Genomic DNA, 18,050 nt, shown 5'->3' with positions numbered 1-18,050 from the left:
TTGCCCATTGAATTGGGACACTTGATGCGCTGAATGGGAAGGGCAAGAGGTCTTCAATAACATACGGCGGCGGAAAACCCGCCGCCGCTGTGCCTGAAATAATCAGGTTTTACTGCGATTGCAGCTCTGCCGGGGATTTTTCAGCAATCGTTTCCCAGTTTGCGCTCGCGCTTTCGATGAAACCCGGGATGTCGCCTTCCCAGCGCTCCTGAATGTCTTTGGACAGGTTCAGATACAGCTTGTTGTCAACGATCTTCCAGTGGTTCGGGTCGCCGTCGAATTTAAAGCCCATGGCCGCGCCGAAGGCACAATAGCCGCCATATGCGGGCAGATATGCATCAGGATTGGCTTCAAAGGCTACTTTGTTTTCTTCCGACGAAAACCGGTACAGTGCATCATCGTGCAATGCAGTAATGCGGTAATCGCCCTTGGTCGCTTCGCCAGCGGTGAAGTACGCCACCGGATCATAGCCCTGCATGGCCAGACCAGTCGAGCTTGCGTTGATTTCGACGCCAGCCGCCAGTGCGGAGGTTGCCAACGTGACAGACAGTGCCACGCCACTGATCAGAGATTTAAACTTGTTCATTGCTTCACCTTTCGTGAAATGAGCCCGTTCAGCACCGCAATAATTGCCGCCGTAAGGCCCAGATTGTTGTCCTGTGTGGCCCGTAATTGACCGTCACGATAGCGATTTGGGAAGCGGGCTGATCACGTTCAAAACAATGAATTGTGATTGTGCGCAGGTGATAGAGCCACTGTTCTTTTTTGCGGAGCCGCCTCAGGTATCCGGCGTTAGGTTCAGGACAAATGCGATGACTTTGTTTGCGGGCATTTCACAGGGTCGAAGCAACGCGCCGCTGCCCTGGGTCTGATACAGGTTCAGGCTGATATAGTCGGTTCCGCCTAGCTCGTGCGCAACCAGCTTGTGGGATTTACCACGCGCCATTTGTTGACGCACAACAACATAGCGTCGACCGCCGGAGGTTCCGGTGAAACTGCCCAACGGCAGTGCAAAAAGGGCAGACAGAAACGCGTCTGACGCAGTCACGGTTTTCCGATTCTGGGTTCCGTTCCGGCCTTGATCCGGGCAACGTTCGAGCTGTGCCGCCAGTAGACAAGAATTGTCAGAATTATCCCAAGGATAAATGTAGTCCCGTTTGTCAGCAACAACACCCAGGTTGTGGAAAGCGCAGCAGCTGCCAGTGCACCAACTGAAGATATTCGCCAGATTGCCGCCGCGACCAGCCAAGTGAGGCAGCAGGCAACACCGACGCGCCAGTCCAGTGCCAGCCAAAGCCCCAGAAAGGTCGCCACGCCCTTGCCGCCCTTGAAGCTCAGCCAAACCGGAAAGCAATGGCCCAAAAACGCCAATAGTGCAGCCACTTGGGCCGCATCTTCACCCGCATAGGCACGTGCAATCAGAACGGCCGCCGCGCCTTTACCTGCGTCAAACAGCAAGGTCAGCGCCGCAGCGGCCTTGTTGCCGGTGCGCAGGACATTTGTCGCCCCGATATTGCCGGACCCGATCTCGCGCAGATTTCCCAGCCCCATGATCTTGGCAAGCAACAAGCCGAAGGGAATGGAGCCCATCAGGTATCCAACCACCGCCCATTGGAGCAGTTCGCTAGTCGAGTTGTCGATTGGGGGCATCAGGGTCTCCGGAACACTTCATTACCTGCTACATAGGTCGAAATGACCTTACCTTGCATCCGCTGGCCGTCAAATGGAGTGTTCTGAGATTTTGATTTTAGTGCAAACCGATCAAGCACAAAAGGCACATCCGGGTCGAACAGAACCAGATCGGCTGGCGCGCCTTTCGACAGGCGACCGCTGTCCAGTCCAAGCCGCTTGGCCGGGTTAAGGGCCATGGCCCGAAACAGCGTCGGCAGATCCAGCTGGCCCGCGTGATACAGGCGCAAGGCCGCAGGCAGAAGCGTTTCCAGTGCGACCGCACCCGAGGCCGCTTCTTCAAACGGCAGGCGCTTGCTTTCTTCGTCCTGAGGGGTGTGCATCGAGCTGATGATATCGATCAGCCCGGTGCGAACGGCTTCGATAACCGCTTGCCTGTCGTCTTCTGATCGCAGCGGCGGCTTGACCTTGAAGAAGGTGCGATAGTCGGCCACGTCAAGCTCGTTCAACGTCAAGTGGTGGATCGACGTCCCTGCGGTTATGTCCAGCCCATTGCGCTTGGCGCGCTCCAGTGCAGGCAGCGCCCGGGCCGTGGTGATCTGGTCGGCGTGATAGGCGGCGCCGGTCATCTCCAACAGGGCAATGTCGCGGTCCAGCCCCATCCGCTCTGCCATCGGTGACACTGCGGGTAGGCCGCGCAATGCGGCGAACTTGCCGCTGGTCGCCGCGGCCCCGGCGCTCAGCCCCGGCTCTTGCGGATGGGCTATCACAAGCGCGCCACAGGACTTCGCATAGGTCAGGGCGCGGTAAAACACCTTTGTATTGGTGATGACGTGATCGCAATCGGTGAAGGCGATCGCGCCCGCGTCCAACAAAAACCCGATTTCGGTCATCTCGCGCCCTTCGCGCCCTTTGGTCAGGGCAGCCATCGGCAGAACATTGACCGGCGCATCGGCCTGCGCCCGGCGTGTCGCGAATTCCAGCGTTTCCGGTGTGTCGACTGCTGGCAGAGTATCTGGTCGGGTGACAATCGTCGTGACACCGCCAGCCGCGGCAGCAAGTCCTGCTGACCGATAGCTTTCCTTATGACGTTCACCGGGTTCACAGACCTTGACGCCAATATCGATGATGCCAGGGGCGAGGCACTTGCCGTTGCAATCTACGATATGCCCCTCCGTACTCGGAGCAATTCCTTCGCCTCGGGCGGTAATCCGGCCATCGTTCACCTGCAACCAGCCAGTTGACTCTGCTCCCGCTTCGGGGTCGATCAGGCGTGCGTTGGTGAAAAGAACGGTATTCATGGAACAGCCCTTTCGATGGCGGCCTTCGTGGCGGCGGGATCGGCCTGATACTTGATCAGGTGTTTGTCTCCGCCCTTGGTAACGACTTGCACGAAACTGCCCATGGTTTTGACCGCCTCGATCTGATTCAGCGCAACTTTTCGCTCGCCGGGACCGGTCAACAAAGTGTCGGTCATCTTCCAGTTTGCGGCCAGTTCTTCCGATGCCAGATACCACGCGCGGATGCCGATAGCGGCGAGGCCAGCAGGTGCTCCGGTCCAGACATAAGGGTTGCCGGTCAACCACAACACAGCCATTGCACCGGCCATGGCAGCGGCCGCAAGCCACGCATTGGTGCGGATATACGCGCCCTTGTCCGGGGCAAAGACTACAGGATCAGCCATAGAATCCCTCCGGTGATCAAAAGTACTACCAATGCCATAACAGCCGAGCCTATGCGGAGCGGTTTGTTGTCAACCGGCGCGGTTTGCGGGGCCGAGAAAGGTCTGGCGCTTTCGGTTTCGATCGTTCCGCCGGTCCAATTGGTTGCCTCTTCCGTGAAAAGGCCCGTCAGGTGCAGCCGGGGATCGGGTTCAAGTGTCATGGTCTGGTCTTTGAACGCTGCGCTGCGCAGGACCATGACCCATCCGCCGATCTGCGCCAGCGCGGCACGGTCCAACTGATCCTCGGACACGCCACACCCTTCGTTCAGATAGCCGTAAAGCCCAAGTTCCTCGAGGTCGGACACCGGAAAGATGTCGATCTGCTCGGGGTCCAGCCCGTCGACGCCAAGCACCTGATCGGCGGCACCCGGTTCGCGCAGGAACTTTGCCTCTTCTGGGCGCATGTCCATCGTGAACAGGCGCAGGACGCCGCGTTCATGGGGGGCGACCTTCAGATTGTTCATGCAACCTCGCGCAGGTTGCGGGCCAGAAGGTCCATGGCGGCCATCCGGACAGCGACCCCCATCTCCACCTGCTCCTGTATAACGGATCGATTGATGTCATCAGCCAGGGTTCCGTCGATCTCAACCCCGCGGTTCATTGGGCCGGGGTGCATGACAATGGCATCGGGTTTGGCCAGCGCCAGTTTTTCCGCATTCAGGCCGTACCGGTGGTAGTACTCGCGTTCTGACGGGATGAAGCCCCCATCCATTCGTTCTTTCTGAAGGCGCAGCATCATGACCACATCGACGTCTTTGAGGCCTTCGTTCATGTCGTCATATACCTCGGCCCCGAACTCGGCGAATTGCGACGGCACGAGTGTGGGCGGGCCGATCAGACGAATGCGGTTTTCCATCTTGCCCAGCAGGATCAGGTTCGAGCGTGCAACACGGGAGTGCGCGACATCGCCGCAAATGGCGATGTTCAGACGGTGCAGGCGACCTTTTGCGCGGCGGATCGTCAGCGCGTCCAGTAGCGCTTGTGTCGGATGTTCATGCCGCCCGTCGCCTGCGTTCAGAACAGCACAGTTGACCTTTTGCGCCAGCAGATCGACCGCGCCTGAATGCGGGTGACGCACCACCAAAAGGTCGGGATGCATCGCGTTCAGGGTCAGCGCAGTGTCGATCAACGTCTCGCCCTTTTTGATCGAACTGGCCTGCATCGCCATGTTCATCACGTCCGCGCCCAGACGCTTGCCAGCCAGTTCGAAGCTTGCCTGCGTTCGGGTTGAGTTTTCAAAGAACATGTTGATCTGGGTCAGCCCCGACAGCACGTCCGAATGTTTGGTCGACTGGCGGTTCATGTCGACATAGGTTTCGGCCAGGTCGAGAATTTCGGTAATATCGGATTGCGACAGATGCTCGATGCCAAGAAGGTGACGATGGGCGAAACGCATGGGCGGGCTCCTGTCTGACAATCGGGCCGCTTATAGAAAGCCACGCGGGGCAAAGCAACCTAGGGATCAGAACCCTCTGGCAGTTTTTCGCAGCCGCCTTCTGGCAGGCATTGTTCACCCGGTTTGCACCATTTGCCGTATCCACAGTCGATGGCTTTGATCGGCACGCAACCCTGATGGGTCGAGCATTTGAATCCCGGACGGCACTGCGAGCCTGTTTCTTCGCACAGGAACCATCCCGGGCGGGAACAACCCCCACCCGGCAAGCAGGACGCGCCGCGCGCGCAAGTGCGGCCATCCTCGCATATTGTGGGGGGGGCTGTACCCGGATCTGGTGTGATCCGTTCACATTCGCCGCGCCCATTGCAAAAACTGTCACCGGGGCAATCCAGACGCGATGTGCATTTGTTCGCGCCTGTGGGTGCACAGCTCGCTCCTCCGGCAACGCAGCGTTCAAACGGACCGCAACTGCGCCCGCCACCGCAATAGGTGCCGCCCAGCGGTATGCAGTGCCCATCAAAGCTGCATCTTTGACCGCCGGAACAGCAGGTGGTGCCGCATTTGAACTGGCCCGCACGGCACTGGCCCTGTTCGTTGTGGAACGTCGCCAATACCGGATTGCCGGTAAGCACCAGTCCAAGCCCGATCAGGAGGATTCGCAAGGTTCTGAGCATCGTGCCCTGATGGTCGACGCGACAGAGCGACCGATCAAGCCCAATTCGCTTTCCATCAGCCCTCAGGCAGGTAAATTACCCATATGGAATCGGGCTTGGACTATTACTCTGCACGGGCCCTGCTGGAATGGCAGGTCGAACTGGGCGTGACCGAGGCAATCGGGGACGCTCCGGTTGATCGATATTCGGTGCCGGATACGTCACCAAAGCCCAAAAAGGCAGAGGTTGCGGCAACCACCCCGTCAAAGCCCGGACAGATTGACCCGGTAACGGTTGCGCAAGCAGCGGCCAAGGGGGCGGGGTCACTGGATCAGCTGCGCGATGCGATGGAAGCTTTTGATCACTGCGAGCTGAAGCGCGGGGCGCGGCAGATGGTTTTTGCTGATGGAACGCCCGGTGCGCGGGTGATGATCATCGGTGAGGCTCCGGGCCGCGATGAAGACCGCGAGGGCAAACCCTTTGTCGGGCGCGCGGGCCAGTTGCTGGATCGCATGTTGGCCGCGATTGATCTGGATCGCAGGCAGAACGTCTATATCACAAACGTGCTGCCATGGCGGCCCCCACAGAACCGTGACCCAAAGCCCGAAGAAATCGGGATGATGAAGCCGTTCCTGGAACGTCACGTGGCGCTGGCCCGGCCCGAGGTGCTGGTGGTGATGGGTAATATCAGCTGTCAGGCCGTTCTGGGCAAGCGCGGGATTACCCGATTGCGCGGCCAGTGGGATCAGGCGCTGGACCTGCCTGTGATCCCGATGTTTCATCCAGCTTATTTGCTGCGCCAGCCGCAAATGAAGCGTCAGGCCTGGGCTGATCTGCTGGAGTTGAAAGCCCGGCTGCGAGGTGAGTCATGAAGGTCTTGGCGTTTTCCGATCTTCACATGGCGCGCAATCGCGCCGCTGATCTGGTGGCGGCCAGCGCTGATGCCGACCTGGTTATTGGCGCCGGGGATTATTGTAACATGCGTCTGGGTCTGGACGAAGCGATGCAGATGCTTTCGGGCGTTTCAGCGCCCCTGGTCCTGATACCCGGGAATGCAGAAAGCGCAGAGGATCTGGGCAAAGCTGTGCCCGAGGGTGTGCATGTTCTGCATGGAACGGGAATGACGGTGGATGGATTGCGCCTGTTCGGGCTTGGCTACGGTGTTCCACCCACACCGTTTGGTGATTGGTCCTGTGATCTGACCGAGGGTGAGGCCGCCGAACTGCTGGCGCGCTGCAGCGGAGCAGATATCCTGATTTCGCACTCACCGCCCAAGGGTCATGGGGATGTGACCTCGCAAGGTATGGCTGTTGGTTCGGTCGCTGTCCGGAACGCGATCGAAAGGATACAGCCCCGTTTCACGTTTTGCGGCCATATTCACGACAGCTGGGGTTATCGCGGCTCGATTGGCCGCACCCGGATCGCCAATCTCGGTCCCAAGGTAAACTGGTTCGAGGTCGCCGTATGATCGAGACGGTAACGCTGCTTGCCTTCATTCCCGCTGCGCTGGCGCTGAACCTGACACCGGGGGCGGATATGATGTTCTGTTTCGGTCAGGGTTTGCGATCAGGTCCGCGTGCTGCAATTGCCGCAAGTGCCGGGATTTCCGCGGGTGGAATGATACAGGTCCTTCTGGCTGGGCTGGGCCTTGGCGCGGCGGTTACGGCCGTGCCATCGCTGTTCGATGTCATTCGCTGGGTTGGTGTTGCATACCTGTTGTATCTGGCCTGGTGTGCCATTCGAAATGGCGCAGTATCAGCCGAGGCACCCGTCAAACCGGCCCGGTTGTCTTTTTGGGACGGAATGCTTGTCAATCTGACGAACCCCAAGGTTATCCTGTTCGTTCTTGCCTTCATCCCTCAATTTGTTGACCCGTCGCGGGGATCAGTCCTGGTGCAGTTTTTGATCTTTGGCACAATCATCGGCACCGGTGGGTTCGTGGTGAACGGGCTGGTTGGTGTTTTCGCCGGAAGCGCGGGGCGTCATCTGGTCTCGAATCCGCGCGCCTCACGTATTTTGGGCTGGATTACAGGGGGCATTTTTGCGGCCCTTGCGGTCCGGCTTGCCATCCTGGAAAGGGCCTGACACCACATGTCGCGCATTGACGAAACAATGGAGTTCATCCCGGTTAAGATCGCCGTTCTGACAATCTCGGATACCAGATCGATGGAAGAGGACCGCTCGGGTCAGACATTGGTGGACCGGATCGAAAAGGCAGGCCATGTCGTCGCAGATCGGAGGATAATTCGGGACGAGCGCAGAGAGATCGCAGATCAGTTGCGCGCGTGGGTGGCGGACGAACAGATCGACGTTGTGATTTCGACCGGCGGAACGGGCCTGACCGGGCGCGATGTCACCGTCGAGGCGCATCGCGATGTCTATGAGAAAGAGATAGAAGCCTTTGGCACCGTCTTCACGATCATCTCGATGGAGAAGATTGGAACTTCGGCGGTGCAGTCGCGGGCGACGGGGGGCGTTGCCGGGGGGACATACCTGTTCGCCTTGCCCGGCAGCCCGGGAGCCTGCAAGGATGCGTGGGACGGTATATTAGAAAAACAGTTCGATTATCGCCATCGCCCGTGCAATTTTGTGGAAATAATGCCCAGATTGGACGAACATCTGCGACGGAAGTAGACTGGTCATACGTTCCGTTCCGTATAACCGCCTTGTGGCTTGGCATATTTCCTGATCCAGCTACATGTTGTGGACGGCAGCGTGGTGCAACCGGGGTAACTGATCGATGCGATTTCTGCGGCATAGTCTTGTCGGTATTTTTCTGGCGTTTCTGGCGCTGGCTTTGTTGTTCGTTGCCGTGCAGATGATCGTGGGGGCCGTTCAGGAGGCTTTGACGCACGATAACGCGACACCGCCCTCGCGAGAAAGGATCTTTGCTGTTGCGGTTCGGCCTGCCGAGGCGGAAACCGTCACCCCATATCTTGAAGCTTTCGGAGAGGTTCAAAGCCGCCGCAGGCTGGAGCTGCGTGCGGCGCTTGGAGGTCGCGTTGTCGCGCTGGCAGAAGACTTTGAAGATGGTGGAATTGTTGAGGCTGGCGAAGTGCTGGTCGAACTGGATCCGGCAGATGCGCAATCTGCGCTGGATCGGGCAAAGTCCGATCTCTTGGACGCCCAATTTGAAGAGCGAGATGCAGAACGCTCGTTGCTGCTGGCGCAGGACGAGCTGAAATCGGCCGAGGCTCAGGCGGAACTGCGGGAAAGGGCGTTGCAACGCCAACGGGATCTGGAATCACGGGGCGTGGGGGCCGCCGCCAGCGTGGAAGAGGCCGAACTGGCCGCAGCATCATCGCAACAGGCCGTTCTGGCGCGGCGTATTGCGCTGGCACAGGCTGAATCCCGTGTGGATCAGGCATCAACCCTGTTTGCCCGAGCCATGATAGCACTGGAAGCTGCGGAGCGCGATCTGGGCGACATGACAATCCGGGCGGGCTTTGGCGGCACTTTAACGGATGTTACGCTTGTGGAAGGGCGGCTGGTATCTGCAAATGAAAAGCTTGCTGAACTGGTTGATCCCAACGACTTAGAGGTGGCGTTTCGGGTGTCGACCGCGCAATATGTGCGGCTTCTGGATGGCGGCGATCGTCTGATCAATGCGCCGGTCACCATATCTCTTGAAGTCACAGGGACCGATCTGACCGCAATTGGCCAGATTAGCCGCGATAGCGGGTCTGCCGGTGAAGGCCAGACCGGGCGGTTGATCTATGCCCGCCTGCAAGAGGCATCGGGGTTTAAACCTGGAGATTTCGTTACGGTTTCAGTTCAGGAACAGCCCCTTGCCGGAGTTTACCGACTGCCGTCTTCGGTCCTTGATGCATCCGGAACAGTTCTGGTTCTTGGCCCTGATGACCGATTGGAAAGTCTGCCGGTTCAGCTCATCCGCCGCCAGGGGGATGAAGTTCTGCTGCGGGGCGACGGGTTGGAAGGGCGTGAGGTCGTCGTCGGACGAACCCCCCTGCTTGGGTCGGGCGTGCGTGTTCGGCCCCTGCGGCTTGAGGCGGGTGCAGACCCCGGAATGGTCGAGCTGACGGACGAGAAACGCGCCGAACTTGTAGCTCAAGTCGAGGCGAACAGTGCGATGCCACCGAAGGAAAAGACGAAGGTTCTAACCCGGCTGCGCGAAGCTCGAGTGCCGACATCTTTGGTGCGCAGTATTGAAACCAGGGCTGGGGGATAAACGCCATGATGCGCGAGATACCTGGCGCGGCGGGTGGCCTTCTCAGTTATTTCACGCGGCATCGGACAGTTGCCAACCTGCTGTTGCTTGTCATGCTGGTTCTTGGCGCGGCGGCAATCCCGAACATGCGTGCACAGTTCTTTCCGGACGTCATTCTGGAACGCGTCGATGTATCCGTAACCTGGGATGGTGCCGGGCCCGAGGACATGGACGCCGGGATCGTGCAGTTGCTGGAACCTGCGCTGCTGGCCGTCGAAGGGGTGACCAGTACCGAGGCTTCCTCGCATCCGGGCTGGACCCGTATCAGGCTGGAATTCGAACCCAACTGGGATGTGTCCCGCGCTGTTGAGGAAGTCCGGACCGCCGTAGACGCTGTCACAGATCTGCCGGAAGACGCTGAGGAGCCCAAGATTCAACGCGGTGCGTGGCGTGATCGGGTGACGGATGTGGTGATTACCGGTCCGACCGATACTGCTCAGCTGGCTAAGCTGACGGATGAGCTTATCAATCGTTTATTCGCATCAGGTGTGACCCGCACGACAATCCGGGGTATTGCCGCACCGCGCATCGTTGTCGAGGTCACCACCGCTCAGTTAATCGCAAACGATATAACGATGGCCGAAATCGCGGCAGCGATAGGTGCCGAAGTCAATACGGACCCCGCTGGCAATGTCGAAGGTGCGGGTGCTCGTGTCCGGGCGGGAACTGAGAAACGCACGCCAGAACAGATCGAAGGCATCGCTCTGCGGACGAACGAAGATGGGTCGAAACTGAAGGTTGGTGACATTGCCAGAATTTGGGTAGAAGGCGTCACCCGCGACCGCAGCTATTATGTGGGCGACAATCCCGCCATGTCGATCAGAGTGGACCGGTCGAACCTGGGCGATGCGATAGGTATTCAGCACACGGTGGAGGACGTTGCCCGCGAGATGCAGGCCAGCCTGCCTGAAGGTGTGAGAATTGATCTGATCCGCACCCGGGCGCAAGCAATTACCGACCGGTTGAACATCCTCGTGGATAACGGGCTGATGGGGCTGGGGCTTGTTGTCATCCTGTTGTTCCTATTTCTCAATGCGCGCATTGCGTTTTGGGTTGCTGCGGGTATCCCGGTGGCGATGTCGGCGGCGATTGCGCTGATGTATCTGGGCGGTCTGTCGCTGAACATGGTTTCACTGTTTGGTCTGATCATTACGTTGGGGATCGTTGTAGATGATGCCATTGTCGTGGGGGAGCACGCTGATTTTCGCTCCCGCCGATTGGGCGAGACACCAGTGGAAGCCGCAGAGCGCGCCGCGCGTCGAATGGCAATGCCGGTTCTGGCCGCCACGGTAACGACGGTGATTGCGTTTTTCGGCCTGACGTTGGTTGGAGGACGTTTCGGAGAGCTGATCCGCGATATCCCTTTCACGGTGATCGCAGTACTGGTTGCATCGCTGGTGGAGTGCTTCCTGATCCTGCCCAATCACATGGCGCATGCAATTGCGCATTCGGCCAAAGAACACTGGTACGATCTGCCGAACCGTGTCGTCAATCGTGGCTTTCGTTGGGTTCGGGATCACTTGTTCCGTCCGCTGATCGCCTGGGTGATCTGGGCGCGTTATGTGGTGGCCGCGCTGATGATCGCCATCCTGGCCAGTCAGGTCGCATTGTTCATTCGTGGCGACGTGAACTGGCGGTTCTTCAACGCGCCTGAACGCAGTTCGGTTAGCGGCGGGTTTATTATGCGCGAAGGGTCGACCCGGTCAGATACACTTGAGATGATGCGCATTCTACAGGATGCAACCAACGAACTGGGCCGGATCTACGAAGAGCGTCATGGCCGAAATCCAATTGACTATGTCCTGGCTGAAGTTGGTGGCAATGCCGGGCGTGCGCTTGCTGCGGCTGACGGCAAGGACGGCAGTGTGCTGGGAGGTATTTCGATTGAATTGATCGACGCCGATCTGCGCCCATATTCGAGTTTTGAGTTTGTGGGCGAGCTACAGGATTTCGTACCGCGTCACCCCAAGGTCGAAGTGATCAGCTTCCGCGGTTGGCGGTCCGGCCCCGGCGGCGATGCAATCGATGTGCAATTTTATGGCTCAGACGTAAATGTCCTGAAAGCCGCATCTGAAGATCTGCAAACTGCGCTGTCGAAGTTTCCTGAAGTTTCGGCACTTGAGGACACTTTGGCATATGACAAGGAAGAGTTTCTTCTTGACCTGACGGCGCAGGGTCAGGCGCTGGGCTTTCGGATCGAAACGCTGGGGCGGGCTTTGCGCAACCGTTTGAACGGGATTGAGGCCGCAACCTTCCCTGACGGGCCGCGCAGTGCCGAGATCCGTGTCGAACTGCCCGAAGGTGAACTGACAGCAGATTTTCTGGAACGAACTCTGATGCGTTCTCCTGATGGGGTCTACGTACCTTTGGCTGATATCGTTTCGGTCGAGCGCAAGTCCGGGTTTTCGACGGTTCGGCGTGAAAACGGCCTGAGGGTGGTTTCGGTAACAGGCGATATTTCGGAAGACGATCCGGCACGGGCCGCCGAAATTGAACGCGTGATGCAGGACGAGATCCTTCCCAATATCGCGGCCGAAAGGCAGGTTGAGTGGCGCATGTCGGGTCTGAGCGAACAGGAAAACGAATTCCTGTCCGAGGCCCGCAACGGTCTGATCCTGTGCCTGACCGGTATTTATCTTGTACTGGCCTGGGTTTTTGCCAGCTGGACACGACCCCTTGTGGTTATGGCGATTATTCCCTTTGGCCTGGTCGGGGCAATTTGGGGCCATTACATCTGGGAGGTTCCGCTGAGCATGTTCACGGTTGTCGGGTTGTTGGGCATGACAGGGATCATCATCAACGATTCGATCGTTTTGGTGACTACGATCGACGCATACCAGCAGGATCGCGGGTTGATTCCGTCTATTCTGGATGGCACGGCAGACAGGTTGCGCCCCGTGATGCTGACCACGCTGACGACGGTTCTTGGCCTTGCGCCCTTACTATATGAAGGCTCTCAACAGGCGCAATTCTTGAAACCGACTGTAATCACACTGGTATACGGGCTTGGTTTCGGAATGTTGCTGGTGTTGGTTCTTGTACCTGCCTTGCTGGGAATTCTTAATGACGTGGCACGTCCGATGACAGCCATGCGCCGTGCTGCACGGGCCCCTGACAAGGTTGTTCGTGGCGCGTTGGCCGGAACCGGCGTGATACTTGGGATCTGGTTTGCCTTGACGATGATCTGGCCCGCTGTCAACGGTGCACCGCTTGCCATGCTACAAAGCCTTTATCCCGGTGATGATGGCATTGCCGCATTGAAAATGGGGCTGGGCGCGTTTGTTGCCGGCGCTGTACCGATTGTGATTCTAAGCATTGCTGCCTCAGGTATACTCTATGGTCGCCTCACGAAATCGGCAGGTACTTAAACCGCAAGCAAGGCATATTCCAAAAGCTCAATGACCCGCGCGCTCATGGGCAGGTTGCCCTGGCGTATCTGATCGATGGGAAACCACCGGGCATCAAGTGCGTCGTCACCGGCCCTCGGCGTGCCCGAGCGATACTGACATGCGACCCCGACCAGCAGGTAATGGGACACGACCAGCCCATCTGGGGTTCGGCGCAGAAGGTCCAGATTGTTCAGATAATGTGACGGTTGCGCGATCACCGAGGTTTCTTCCAGCAATTCGCGTTGCGCCGCTTCCAATACGGTTTCACCCCATTCGACATGGCCACCGGGAAACCCCCACAGCCCGGCGTCGGGCTGCTTGCTGCGCTGAACCAGAAGAACCTGATCCTGGTGCAGAACAACGGCCAGGGCACTGATTTTTGGCGATTGGGTCATGAATTCAGCCTGCGCTGCAACCCTGAATATCAACTGCGTGATTGGCGCCCAGAACTGTAATCCGGATTTCAGACCGATCCAGCGCAAAGGGTGTACCCGATGCATTGATAATCTCGGCCTCGGCCACCAACGTATCGCCCTGCCGTTGCGCAACCGGCTGCGAAGCCCAGAGGGTGGGATTGCCGGGTTCGATCACAGCAACTTCATGACCACCTGCCGATGGCATGGTCACTCGTGCTTCGATACGCATACCATCTTTCGTTGGCGTCAGACGACACGTGGCACTGGACACGCGAGCTTCCTGCGCGGAATAGGGACGTTGCGCCAGTGCCGCGGCAATCGCGGGATGGCGCCCGGCATTGGCGTCGAGCGTGTGGTCAAAGCCCAGACGTTCCGGAACACAAACGTCTTTGCAGACGCCCAGATCCATTTCGCCCTGCAATCGGACCGGCTTGGCAGGGTTGCGCGGCGTAATCTCAATAGGAAGGACCAGTTGGTTCTTGTAACCGATCGACTGCAACCCGTTCTGATCAAAGACATCGGGGGCAGGCCATGTGATCTCAATCCGCCCGACATTGCTTGACCGTTTCCAGTTGATTTCCGGCGGGATGCCAGCGTCTCCGGGCGCGCGCCAGTAGGTTTTCCAACCATCCTCGAGCGTCAGCTTTAAGGCGGTAAGATAAGTGCCGTTTGCAGTCCGGCCACCATCCAGAACATCCAGCTGAACGACACCATCCAGACCCTGTGCGGCAACCGGGGCGGACAGATGCAGGCAAGCAAGTGCGGCGACAGCAGTGTGTTTCATCGACATCTTCATCCCTCTTAAATGCGCGGCGTTGGCCCGGATTCCAAGTCACGTTCTGTTCACTGGGATGAAATCCGCCAAAATACCCGTTGTTCTCTTGCCAATAGACATGCTGCGGGGCCATTGTTGAGGTGTTCTGAGAAAGAGATGGCGGCCCATGGACCTGACCGGAAAACTGTTGATTGCGATGCCCGGTATGGGGGATCCGCGATTCGACCATTCGGTGGTGTATGTGTGCAGCCACGGCGACGATGGAGCCATGGGTTTGATTGTGAACAAGCCCTCGGACCTGCGGATAAAGACCTTGCTGGGTCAACTGAACATCGCCTGCCGTATTCCGATTGTCGGAGAGCGCCTTGTGCATTTCGGTGGGCCGGTCGAGATGTCGCGCGGCTTTGTCCTTCACAGCGCCGATTACGAGGCCAACCTGCATTCAATGCAGATTTCTGAGGACTTCAGCATGACGGCGACACTTGATGTGCTCGAGGATTTGGCGTCAGGCAGCGGGCCGCTGAACTCGATGCTGGCGCTGGGTTATTCCGGCTGGGGGCCCGGTCAGCTTGAGGATGAAATTGCCATGAACGGTTGGCTGACCACCGACGCGACACCCAAGCTTGTTTTCGATGTGCCCGATGATGCGAAATGGGAGGCAGCGTTGGCTACTTTGGGCGTGGACCCGCTAACCCTTTCTGCCAGCGCAGGGCGGGCCTGATCAGCTGTCGCGAGGTGCTGCAGCGCGCCGCAGCCGGTCATTGATTGCCGCCCCCAATGCCGTGCCTGGGATCGGAGAAACGGCAATCGGTCGCCCGGTTTCGTTCAGTTGATGCAGAAACGCAAACAGATTTGCCGCCGCTTCGGTCAGGTCGCCAATGGCGGACAAGTTCAGGTCGCACTCAACCTGTCCAAATCCCAGCAACACCTCGTCACCCTGACGGGTTTCGGCATTCAAACGGACCGGAGCATCCGGCGCATAATGCGATTGCAACTGGCCGGGGGCGGTCAGAAGGTCACCGGATTGATGCAGATGTAGGTGTGTTTTCAGCGTCTCTTCGATTTGCTCCAGCGCGATGCCACCTGGACGCAAAAGCGCGGGTTCCCCAGCCAGACCGATGATGGTGGATTCAAGCCCGACACCGCACGGCCCGTCATCCAGAACAGCCGCGATCTTGCCGCCAAGACCTGACCAGACATGACTTGCCTTGGTCGGACTGATCTGACCCGACGGGTTTGCAGATGGCGCAGCAACCGGGCCATCAAATTCGGCCAGCAGCGCGTGCGCTGTCGGATGTGCCGGAACGCGCACGGCCAGCGTGTCCAAACCTGCCGTCACTAGCGAAGAAATCCCGTGCCCTTCGCGCAAGGGCAAAACCAAGGTAAGCGGACCGGGCCAAAAGGCCTGCGCCAGATGCTCGGCCTGATTTGACCATAGCACATACCGTTGCGCCGCGGCGACCGATGCGACATGTGCGATCAGGGGGTTGAAACTGGGCCGCCCCTTGGCCTCGTAGATCGACGCCACCGCCTGCCCGTTGCGTGCATCGCCGCCCAGGCCATAGACCGTCTCGGTCGGGAAGGCGACCAGAAGGCCCTGTCGCAACATATCTGCAGCCCGCGCGATACCGCCGGGATCCGCCGTCAATTCCTGAGTGCCGGTTGAGATCATAACTGGTGACGCCGCGTTTTGGTTGCTTGAAACATAAGGGACAGTAGGTAATTGATCCAAGCTCATACGCTTACCGGCGCTTGCCCACAATTCCAAGCCTGCCGATATGTTCTGAATTGTTAGCCTTCGAGAGTGATCATGCCCTATCGCACCCCAATTTCAGATTACCAGTTCCTGCTGGACCATGTGGTCGGGTTCGACCAGGTCGCTGCGACGGATAAATTTGTTGATGCCAGCGGGGATGTGGTCAATGCGATCCTGACCGAAGCTGGAAAAATGTGCGAAGAGGTGATGGCCCCTCTGCAGCGCCCCGGTGATCTGGAACCTGCACGACTTGAAAATGGCGTGCTGCGAACTTCTCCGGGATATGCAGACGGTTGGAAGGCAATTGCCGAAGGTGGCTGGATCGGGATCAGTGGCAATCCTAAATACGGGGGGATGGGGCTGCCTATGACCATCACCACGGCGGTCAACGAGATGATGAGTGCTGCTTGCCTGTCGCTTCAACTTGCGCCGCTTATGTCTCAGGGCCAGATTGAGGCGTTGGAGTATCACGCCAGCGACGAATTGAAAGCGCTGTATCTGCCTAAGATGATGACGGGGGAATGGTCGGGCACCATGAACCTGACCGAAGCTCAGGCCGGATCGGATGTTGGCGCGCTGTCTGCGAAGGCTGAGCCGAACGGTGACGGGACATATTCGATCACCGGTCAAAAGATATTCATCTCGTGGGGCGATACCGATTTTACCGAGAATGTCTGCCATCTGGTACTGGCTCGCCTTCCCGATGGGGTGCCCGGCACCAAAGGGATTTCATTGTTCCTTGTCCCTAAATTCCTGCCTGACGCAAATGGTGACCCGGGCGCGGCCAATGATCTAAAAGTGGTTTCGCTGGAACACAAGATGGGTTTGCACGGATCGCCCACCTGCGTGATGCAATATGACAGAGCCAAAGGCTGGCTGGTGGGTGCCGAACATGGCGGTATGGCTGCCATGTTTACCATGATGAACAATGCGCGTCTTGGTGTGGGCGGACAGGGCGTGGGCGTGGCCGAAGGTGCATACCAGCATGCGTTGGCCTATGCCCTGGAACGGAAACAAGGCAAAACGCCGTCCGAGACGATCATCGATCATGCGGATGTGCGCCGCATGCTTTTGGATATGCGTGCTGATGTTTATGCCGCGCGCGCGATCCTGTTGGCCAATGCGGTTGCGATCGATATGGCAGAGGCCACTGGTGACGCCGATTGGGCTGCGCGGGCCGCGCTGTTGACGCCGATCAGCAAGGCGTTTGGTACTCAGACCGGGATGCGTGTGGCTGAAACCGGGGTCCAGGTGCATGGTGGCATGGGGTATATTGAGGAAACCGGCGCGGCACAGTTCTATCGCGATGCGCGTGTCACCGCGATCTACGAGGGCACCAACGGTATTCAGGCGATGGACCTTGTTGCGCGGAAGATGATGGACGGGGGCGAGGCTGCTTCGAACCTGCTGGATGAGATCGAAGACCAGGCCGAACGCGCCCGTGCAACGCTGCCTGATCTGGCGGGTCCGGTCTGGGAAGCCACCGAAACACTGCGCGAGGCGACAGAATGGCTGGTGGCACAGGATGATTTGAATAACCGCTTTGCAGGCGCCGTTGCTTATTTGCAGGCTTTTGCCCGGGTGCTGGGCGGGCATTATCACCTGACCGCAGCCCTTGCCGACCCAGAGGGACCGCGGGCGAAACTGGCGCGATATTATATCAACACCCTGTTGCCCGAACATTCGGGCCTTTTGGCGCGGGCGCAGAACGGGGCGGATGACCTTTTCGCGCTGAGCACGGACGAGTTTGCGGCCTGATGGATGGGGATCACGTCTTGGGGATCAGATATCCGTGGGCTGAACCGCCCGCGCAGGGCGCGGCCACCGAGATTGCCCAAGGTGTTCTCTGGATGCGCCTGCCCCTGCCGATGGCGCTGGACCATGTAAACATCTACGCTCTGGACGATGGCGACAGCTGGACCGTGATCGATACGGGGCTGTCCTCGAACAAGACGCGGCGCATCTTGGAAGCGTTGATGGCCGGGCCACTTGCAGGCAAGCCGATCAGGAGGGTGGTGGTGACTCACCATCATCCCGACCATGTTGGCAATGCCGGATGGTTTCAGACGGAACACGGCGCCGAGC

20 protein-coding genes are annotated in these 18,050 nt (G+C 58.7%); 10 read left to right on the top strand and 10 right to left on the bottom strand.

Annotation, left to right across the window (positions count from 1 at the left end; all coding sequences use genetic code 11):
* Window positions 1-109: 109 nt before the first annotated feature.
* The 7 genes from AC2FLZ_RS08995 to AC2FLZ_RS08965 form a co-directional block, all read right to left on the bottom strand.
* Window positions 110-586: a YHS domain-containing (seleno)protein gene (locus tag AC2FLZ_RS08995; RefSeq protein ID WP_480486578.1), complete on the bottom strand. Its 477-nt coding sequence runs from the start codon at window positions 584-586 to the stop codon at window positions 110-112.
* Window positions 587-778: 192 nt separating this feature from the next.
* Window positions 779-1,048 (bottom strand): hypothetical protein, encoded by a 270-nt coding sequence (locus tag AC2FLZ_RS08990; RefSeq protein WP_480518356.1) that lies wholly within the window; start codon window positions 1,046-1,048, stop codon window positions 779-781.
* The gene (plsY, locus tag AC2FLZ_RS08985) at window positions 1,045-1,650 is read right to left on the bottom strand and encodes a glycerol-3-phosphate 1-O-acyltransferase PlsY (RefSeq protein WP_480518358.1); all 606 of its coding nucleotides are present in this window, start codon (window positions 1,648-1,650) and stop codon (window positions 1,045-1,047) included. Before plsY ends, AC2FLZ_RS08990 begins: the two co-directional genes overlap by 4 nt.
* Window positions 1,650-2,930: a dihydroorotase gene (gene pyrC / locus AC2FLZ_RS08980; RefSeq protein WP_480518360.1), complete on the bottom strand. Its 1,281-nt coding sequence runs from the start codon at window positions 2,928-2,930 to the stop codon at window positions 1,650-1,652. The genes plsY and pyrC overlap by 1 nt, the downstream gene beginning before the upstream one ends.
* Window positions 2,927-3,313: a hypothetical protein gene (locus AC2FLZ_RS08975; RefSeq protein ID WP_480474974.1), complete on the bottom strand. Its 387-nt coding sequence runs from the start codon at window positions 3,311-3,313 to the stop codon at window positions 2,927-2,929. Before AC2FLZ_RS08975 ends, pyrC begins: the two co-directional genes overlap by 4 nt.
* The gene (locus tag AC2FLZ_RS08970) at window positions 3,298-3,816 is read right to left on the bottom strand and encodes a hypothetical protein (RefSeq protein WP_480558742.1); all 519 of its coding nucleotides are present in this window, start codon (window positions 3,814-3,816) and stop codon (window positions 3,298-3,300) included. Before AC2FLZ_RS08970 ends, AC2FLZ_RS08975 begins: the two co-directional genes overlap by 16 nt.
* Window positions 3,813-4,748 carry an aspartate carbamoyltransferase catalytic subunit gene (locus AC2FLZ_RS08965; RefSeq protein WP_267366053.1) on the bottom strand — a complete coding sequence of 312 codons (936 nt, stop codon included), beginning with the start codon at window positions 4,746-4,748 and terminating at the stop codon, window positions 3,813-3,815. The genes AC2FLZ_RS08970 and AC2FLZ_RS08965 overlap by 4 nt, the downstream gene beginning before the upstream one ends.
* A gap of 509 nt (window positions 4,749-5,257) precedes the next feature.
* On the opposite strand from AC2FLZ_RS08965, the gene AC2FLZ_RS08960 reads away from it, so the two are divergent.
* From AC2FLZ_RS08960 to AC2FLZ_RS08930, 7 genes are all read left to right on the top strand, one after another.
* The gene (locus AC2FLZ_RS08960) at window positions 5,258-5,572 is read left to right on the top strand and encodes a hypothetical protein (protein ID WP_480558744.1); all 315 of its coding nucleotides are present in this window, start codon (window positions 5,258-5,260) and stop codon (window positions 5,570-5,572) included.
* Entirely contained in the window at window positions 5,506-6,273 is a 768-nt protein-coding gene (locus tag AC2FLZ_RS08955) for a uracil-DNA glycosylase (RefSeq protein ID WP_480604678.1), read from the top strand. Before AC2FLZ_RS08960 ends, AC2FLZ_RS08955 begins: the two co-directional genes overlap by 67 nt.
* Window positions 6,270-6,869: a metallophosphoesterase family protein gene (locus tag AC2FLZ_RS08950; protein WP_480604680.1), complete on the top strand. Its 600-nt coding sequence runs from the start codon at window positions 6,270-6,272 to the stop codon at window positions 6,867-6,869. Before AC2FLZ_RS08955 ends, AC2FLZ_RS08950 begins: the two co-directional genes overlap by 4 nt.
* Window positions 6,866-7,486, top strand: coding sequence for a LysE family translocator (locus tag AC2FLZ_RS08945; RefSeq protein WP_496808324.1), 621 nt, complete (start codon window positions 6,866-6,868; stop codon window positions 7,484-7,486). Before AC2FLZ_RS08950 ends, AC2FLZ_RS08945 begins: the two co-directional genes overlap by 4 nt.
* Window positions 7,487-7,492: 6 nt before the next feature.
* Complete coding sequence (gene moaB / locus AC2FLZ_RS08940) at window positions 7,493-8,035, top strand: molybdenum cofactor biosynthesis protein B (RefSeq protein ID WP_480604684.1); 543 nt, start codon at window positions 7,493-7,495, stop codon at window positions 8,033-8,035.
* A 106-nt stretch (window positions 8,036-8,141) separates the two neighbouring features.
* The gene (locus AC2FLZ_RS08935; protein ID WP_480494458.1) at window positions 8,142-9,590 is read left to right on the top strand and encodes an efflux RND transporter periplasmic adaptor subunit; all 1,449 of its coding nucleotides are present in this window, start codon (window positions 8,142-8,144) and stop codon (window positions 9,588-9,590) included.
* A gap of 5 nt (window positions 9,591-9,595) precedes the next feature.
* The gene (locus tag AC2FLZ_RS08930) at window positions 9,596-12,997 is read left to right on the top strand and encodes an efflux RND transporter permease subunit (protein ID WP_480622957.1); all 3,402 of its coding nucleotides are present in this window, start codon (window positions 9,596-9,598) and stop codon (window positions 12,995-12,997) included.
* Here AC2FLZ_RS08930 and AC2FLZ_RS08925 read toward each other — a convergent pair.
* Together AC2FLZ_RS08925 and AC2FLZ_RS08920 are read right to left on the bottom strand one after the other, a co-directional pair.
* On the bottom strand, window positions 12,994-13,413 hold the full coding sequence (locus tag AC2FLZ_RS08925; protein ID WP_496882091.1) for an NUDIX hydrolase: 420 nt from the start codon (window positions 13,411-13,413) through the stop codon (window positions 12,994-12,996). The two genes, AC2FLZ_RS08930 and AC2FLZ_RS08925, sit on opposite strands and share 4 nt — an antisense overlap.
* A gap of 4 nt (window positions 13,414-13,417) precedes the next feature.
* Window positions 13,418-14,218: a protein-disulfide reductase DsbD domain-containing protein gene (locus AC2FLZ_RS08920; RefSeq protein WP_496714679.1), complete on the bottom strand. Its 801-nt coding sequence runs from the start codon at window positions 14,216-14,218 to the stop codon at window positions 13,418-13,420.
* Between the two features lie 157 nt (window positions 14,219-14,375).
* Here AC2FLZ_RS08920 and AC2FLZ_RS08915 point away from each other — a divergent pair, with 157 nt between their 5' ends.
* Complete coding sequence (locus tag AC2FLZ_RS08915; protein WP_480474992.1) at window positions 14,376-14,930, top strand: YqgE/AlgH family protein; 555 nt, start codon at window positions 14,376-14,378, stop codon at window positions 14,928-14,930.
* Here AC2FLZ_RS08915 and AC2FLZ_RS08910 read toward each other — a convergent pair whose 3' ends face one another.
* Window positions 14,931-15,881 carry an L-threonylcarbamoyladenylate synthase gene (locus tag AC2FLZ_RS08910; RefSeq protein ID WP_480624680.1) on the bottom strand — a complete coding sequence of 317 codons (951 nt, stop codon included), beginning with the start codon at window positions 15,879-15,881 and terminating at the stop codon, window positions 14,931-14,933.
* Window positions 15,882-16,019: 138 nt separating this feature from the next.
* Between AC2FLZ_RS08910 and AC2FLZ_RS08905 the strand changes: the two genes are divergently transcribed.
* Together AC2FLZ_RS08905 and AC2FLZ_RS08900 are read left to right on the top strand one after the other, a co-directional pair.
* Window positions 16,020-17,723, top strand: a complete 1,704-nt coding sequence (locus tag AC2FLZ_RS08905; RefSeq protein ID WP_496882090.1) for an acyl-CoA dehydrogenase family protein — start codon at window positions 16,020-16,022, stop codon at window positions 17,721-17,723.
* 17 nt (window positions 17,724-17,740) lie between these two features.
* A partial coding sequence (locus tag AC2FLZ_RS08900) for an MBL fold metallo-hydrolase (RefSeq protein ID WP_496882089.1) occupies window positions 17,741-18,050 on the top strand: 310 nt, incomplete at its 3' end.

The sequence above is a fragment of the Ruegeria sp. YKSF131 genome, assembly GCF_059612645.1.
Note: the sequence above shows the minus strand (reverse complement) of the source record. Positions and strands in the feature narration are given on the sequence as shown.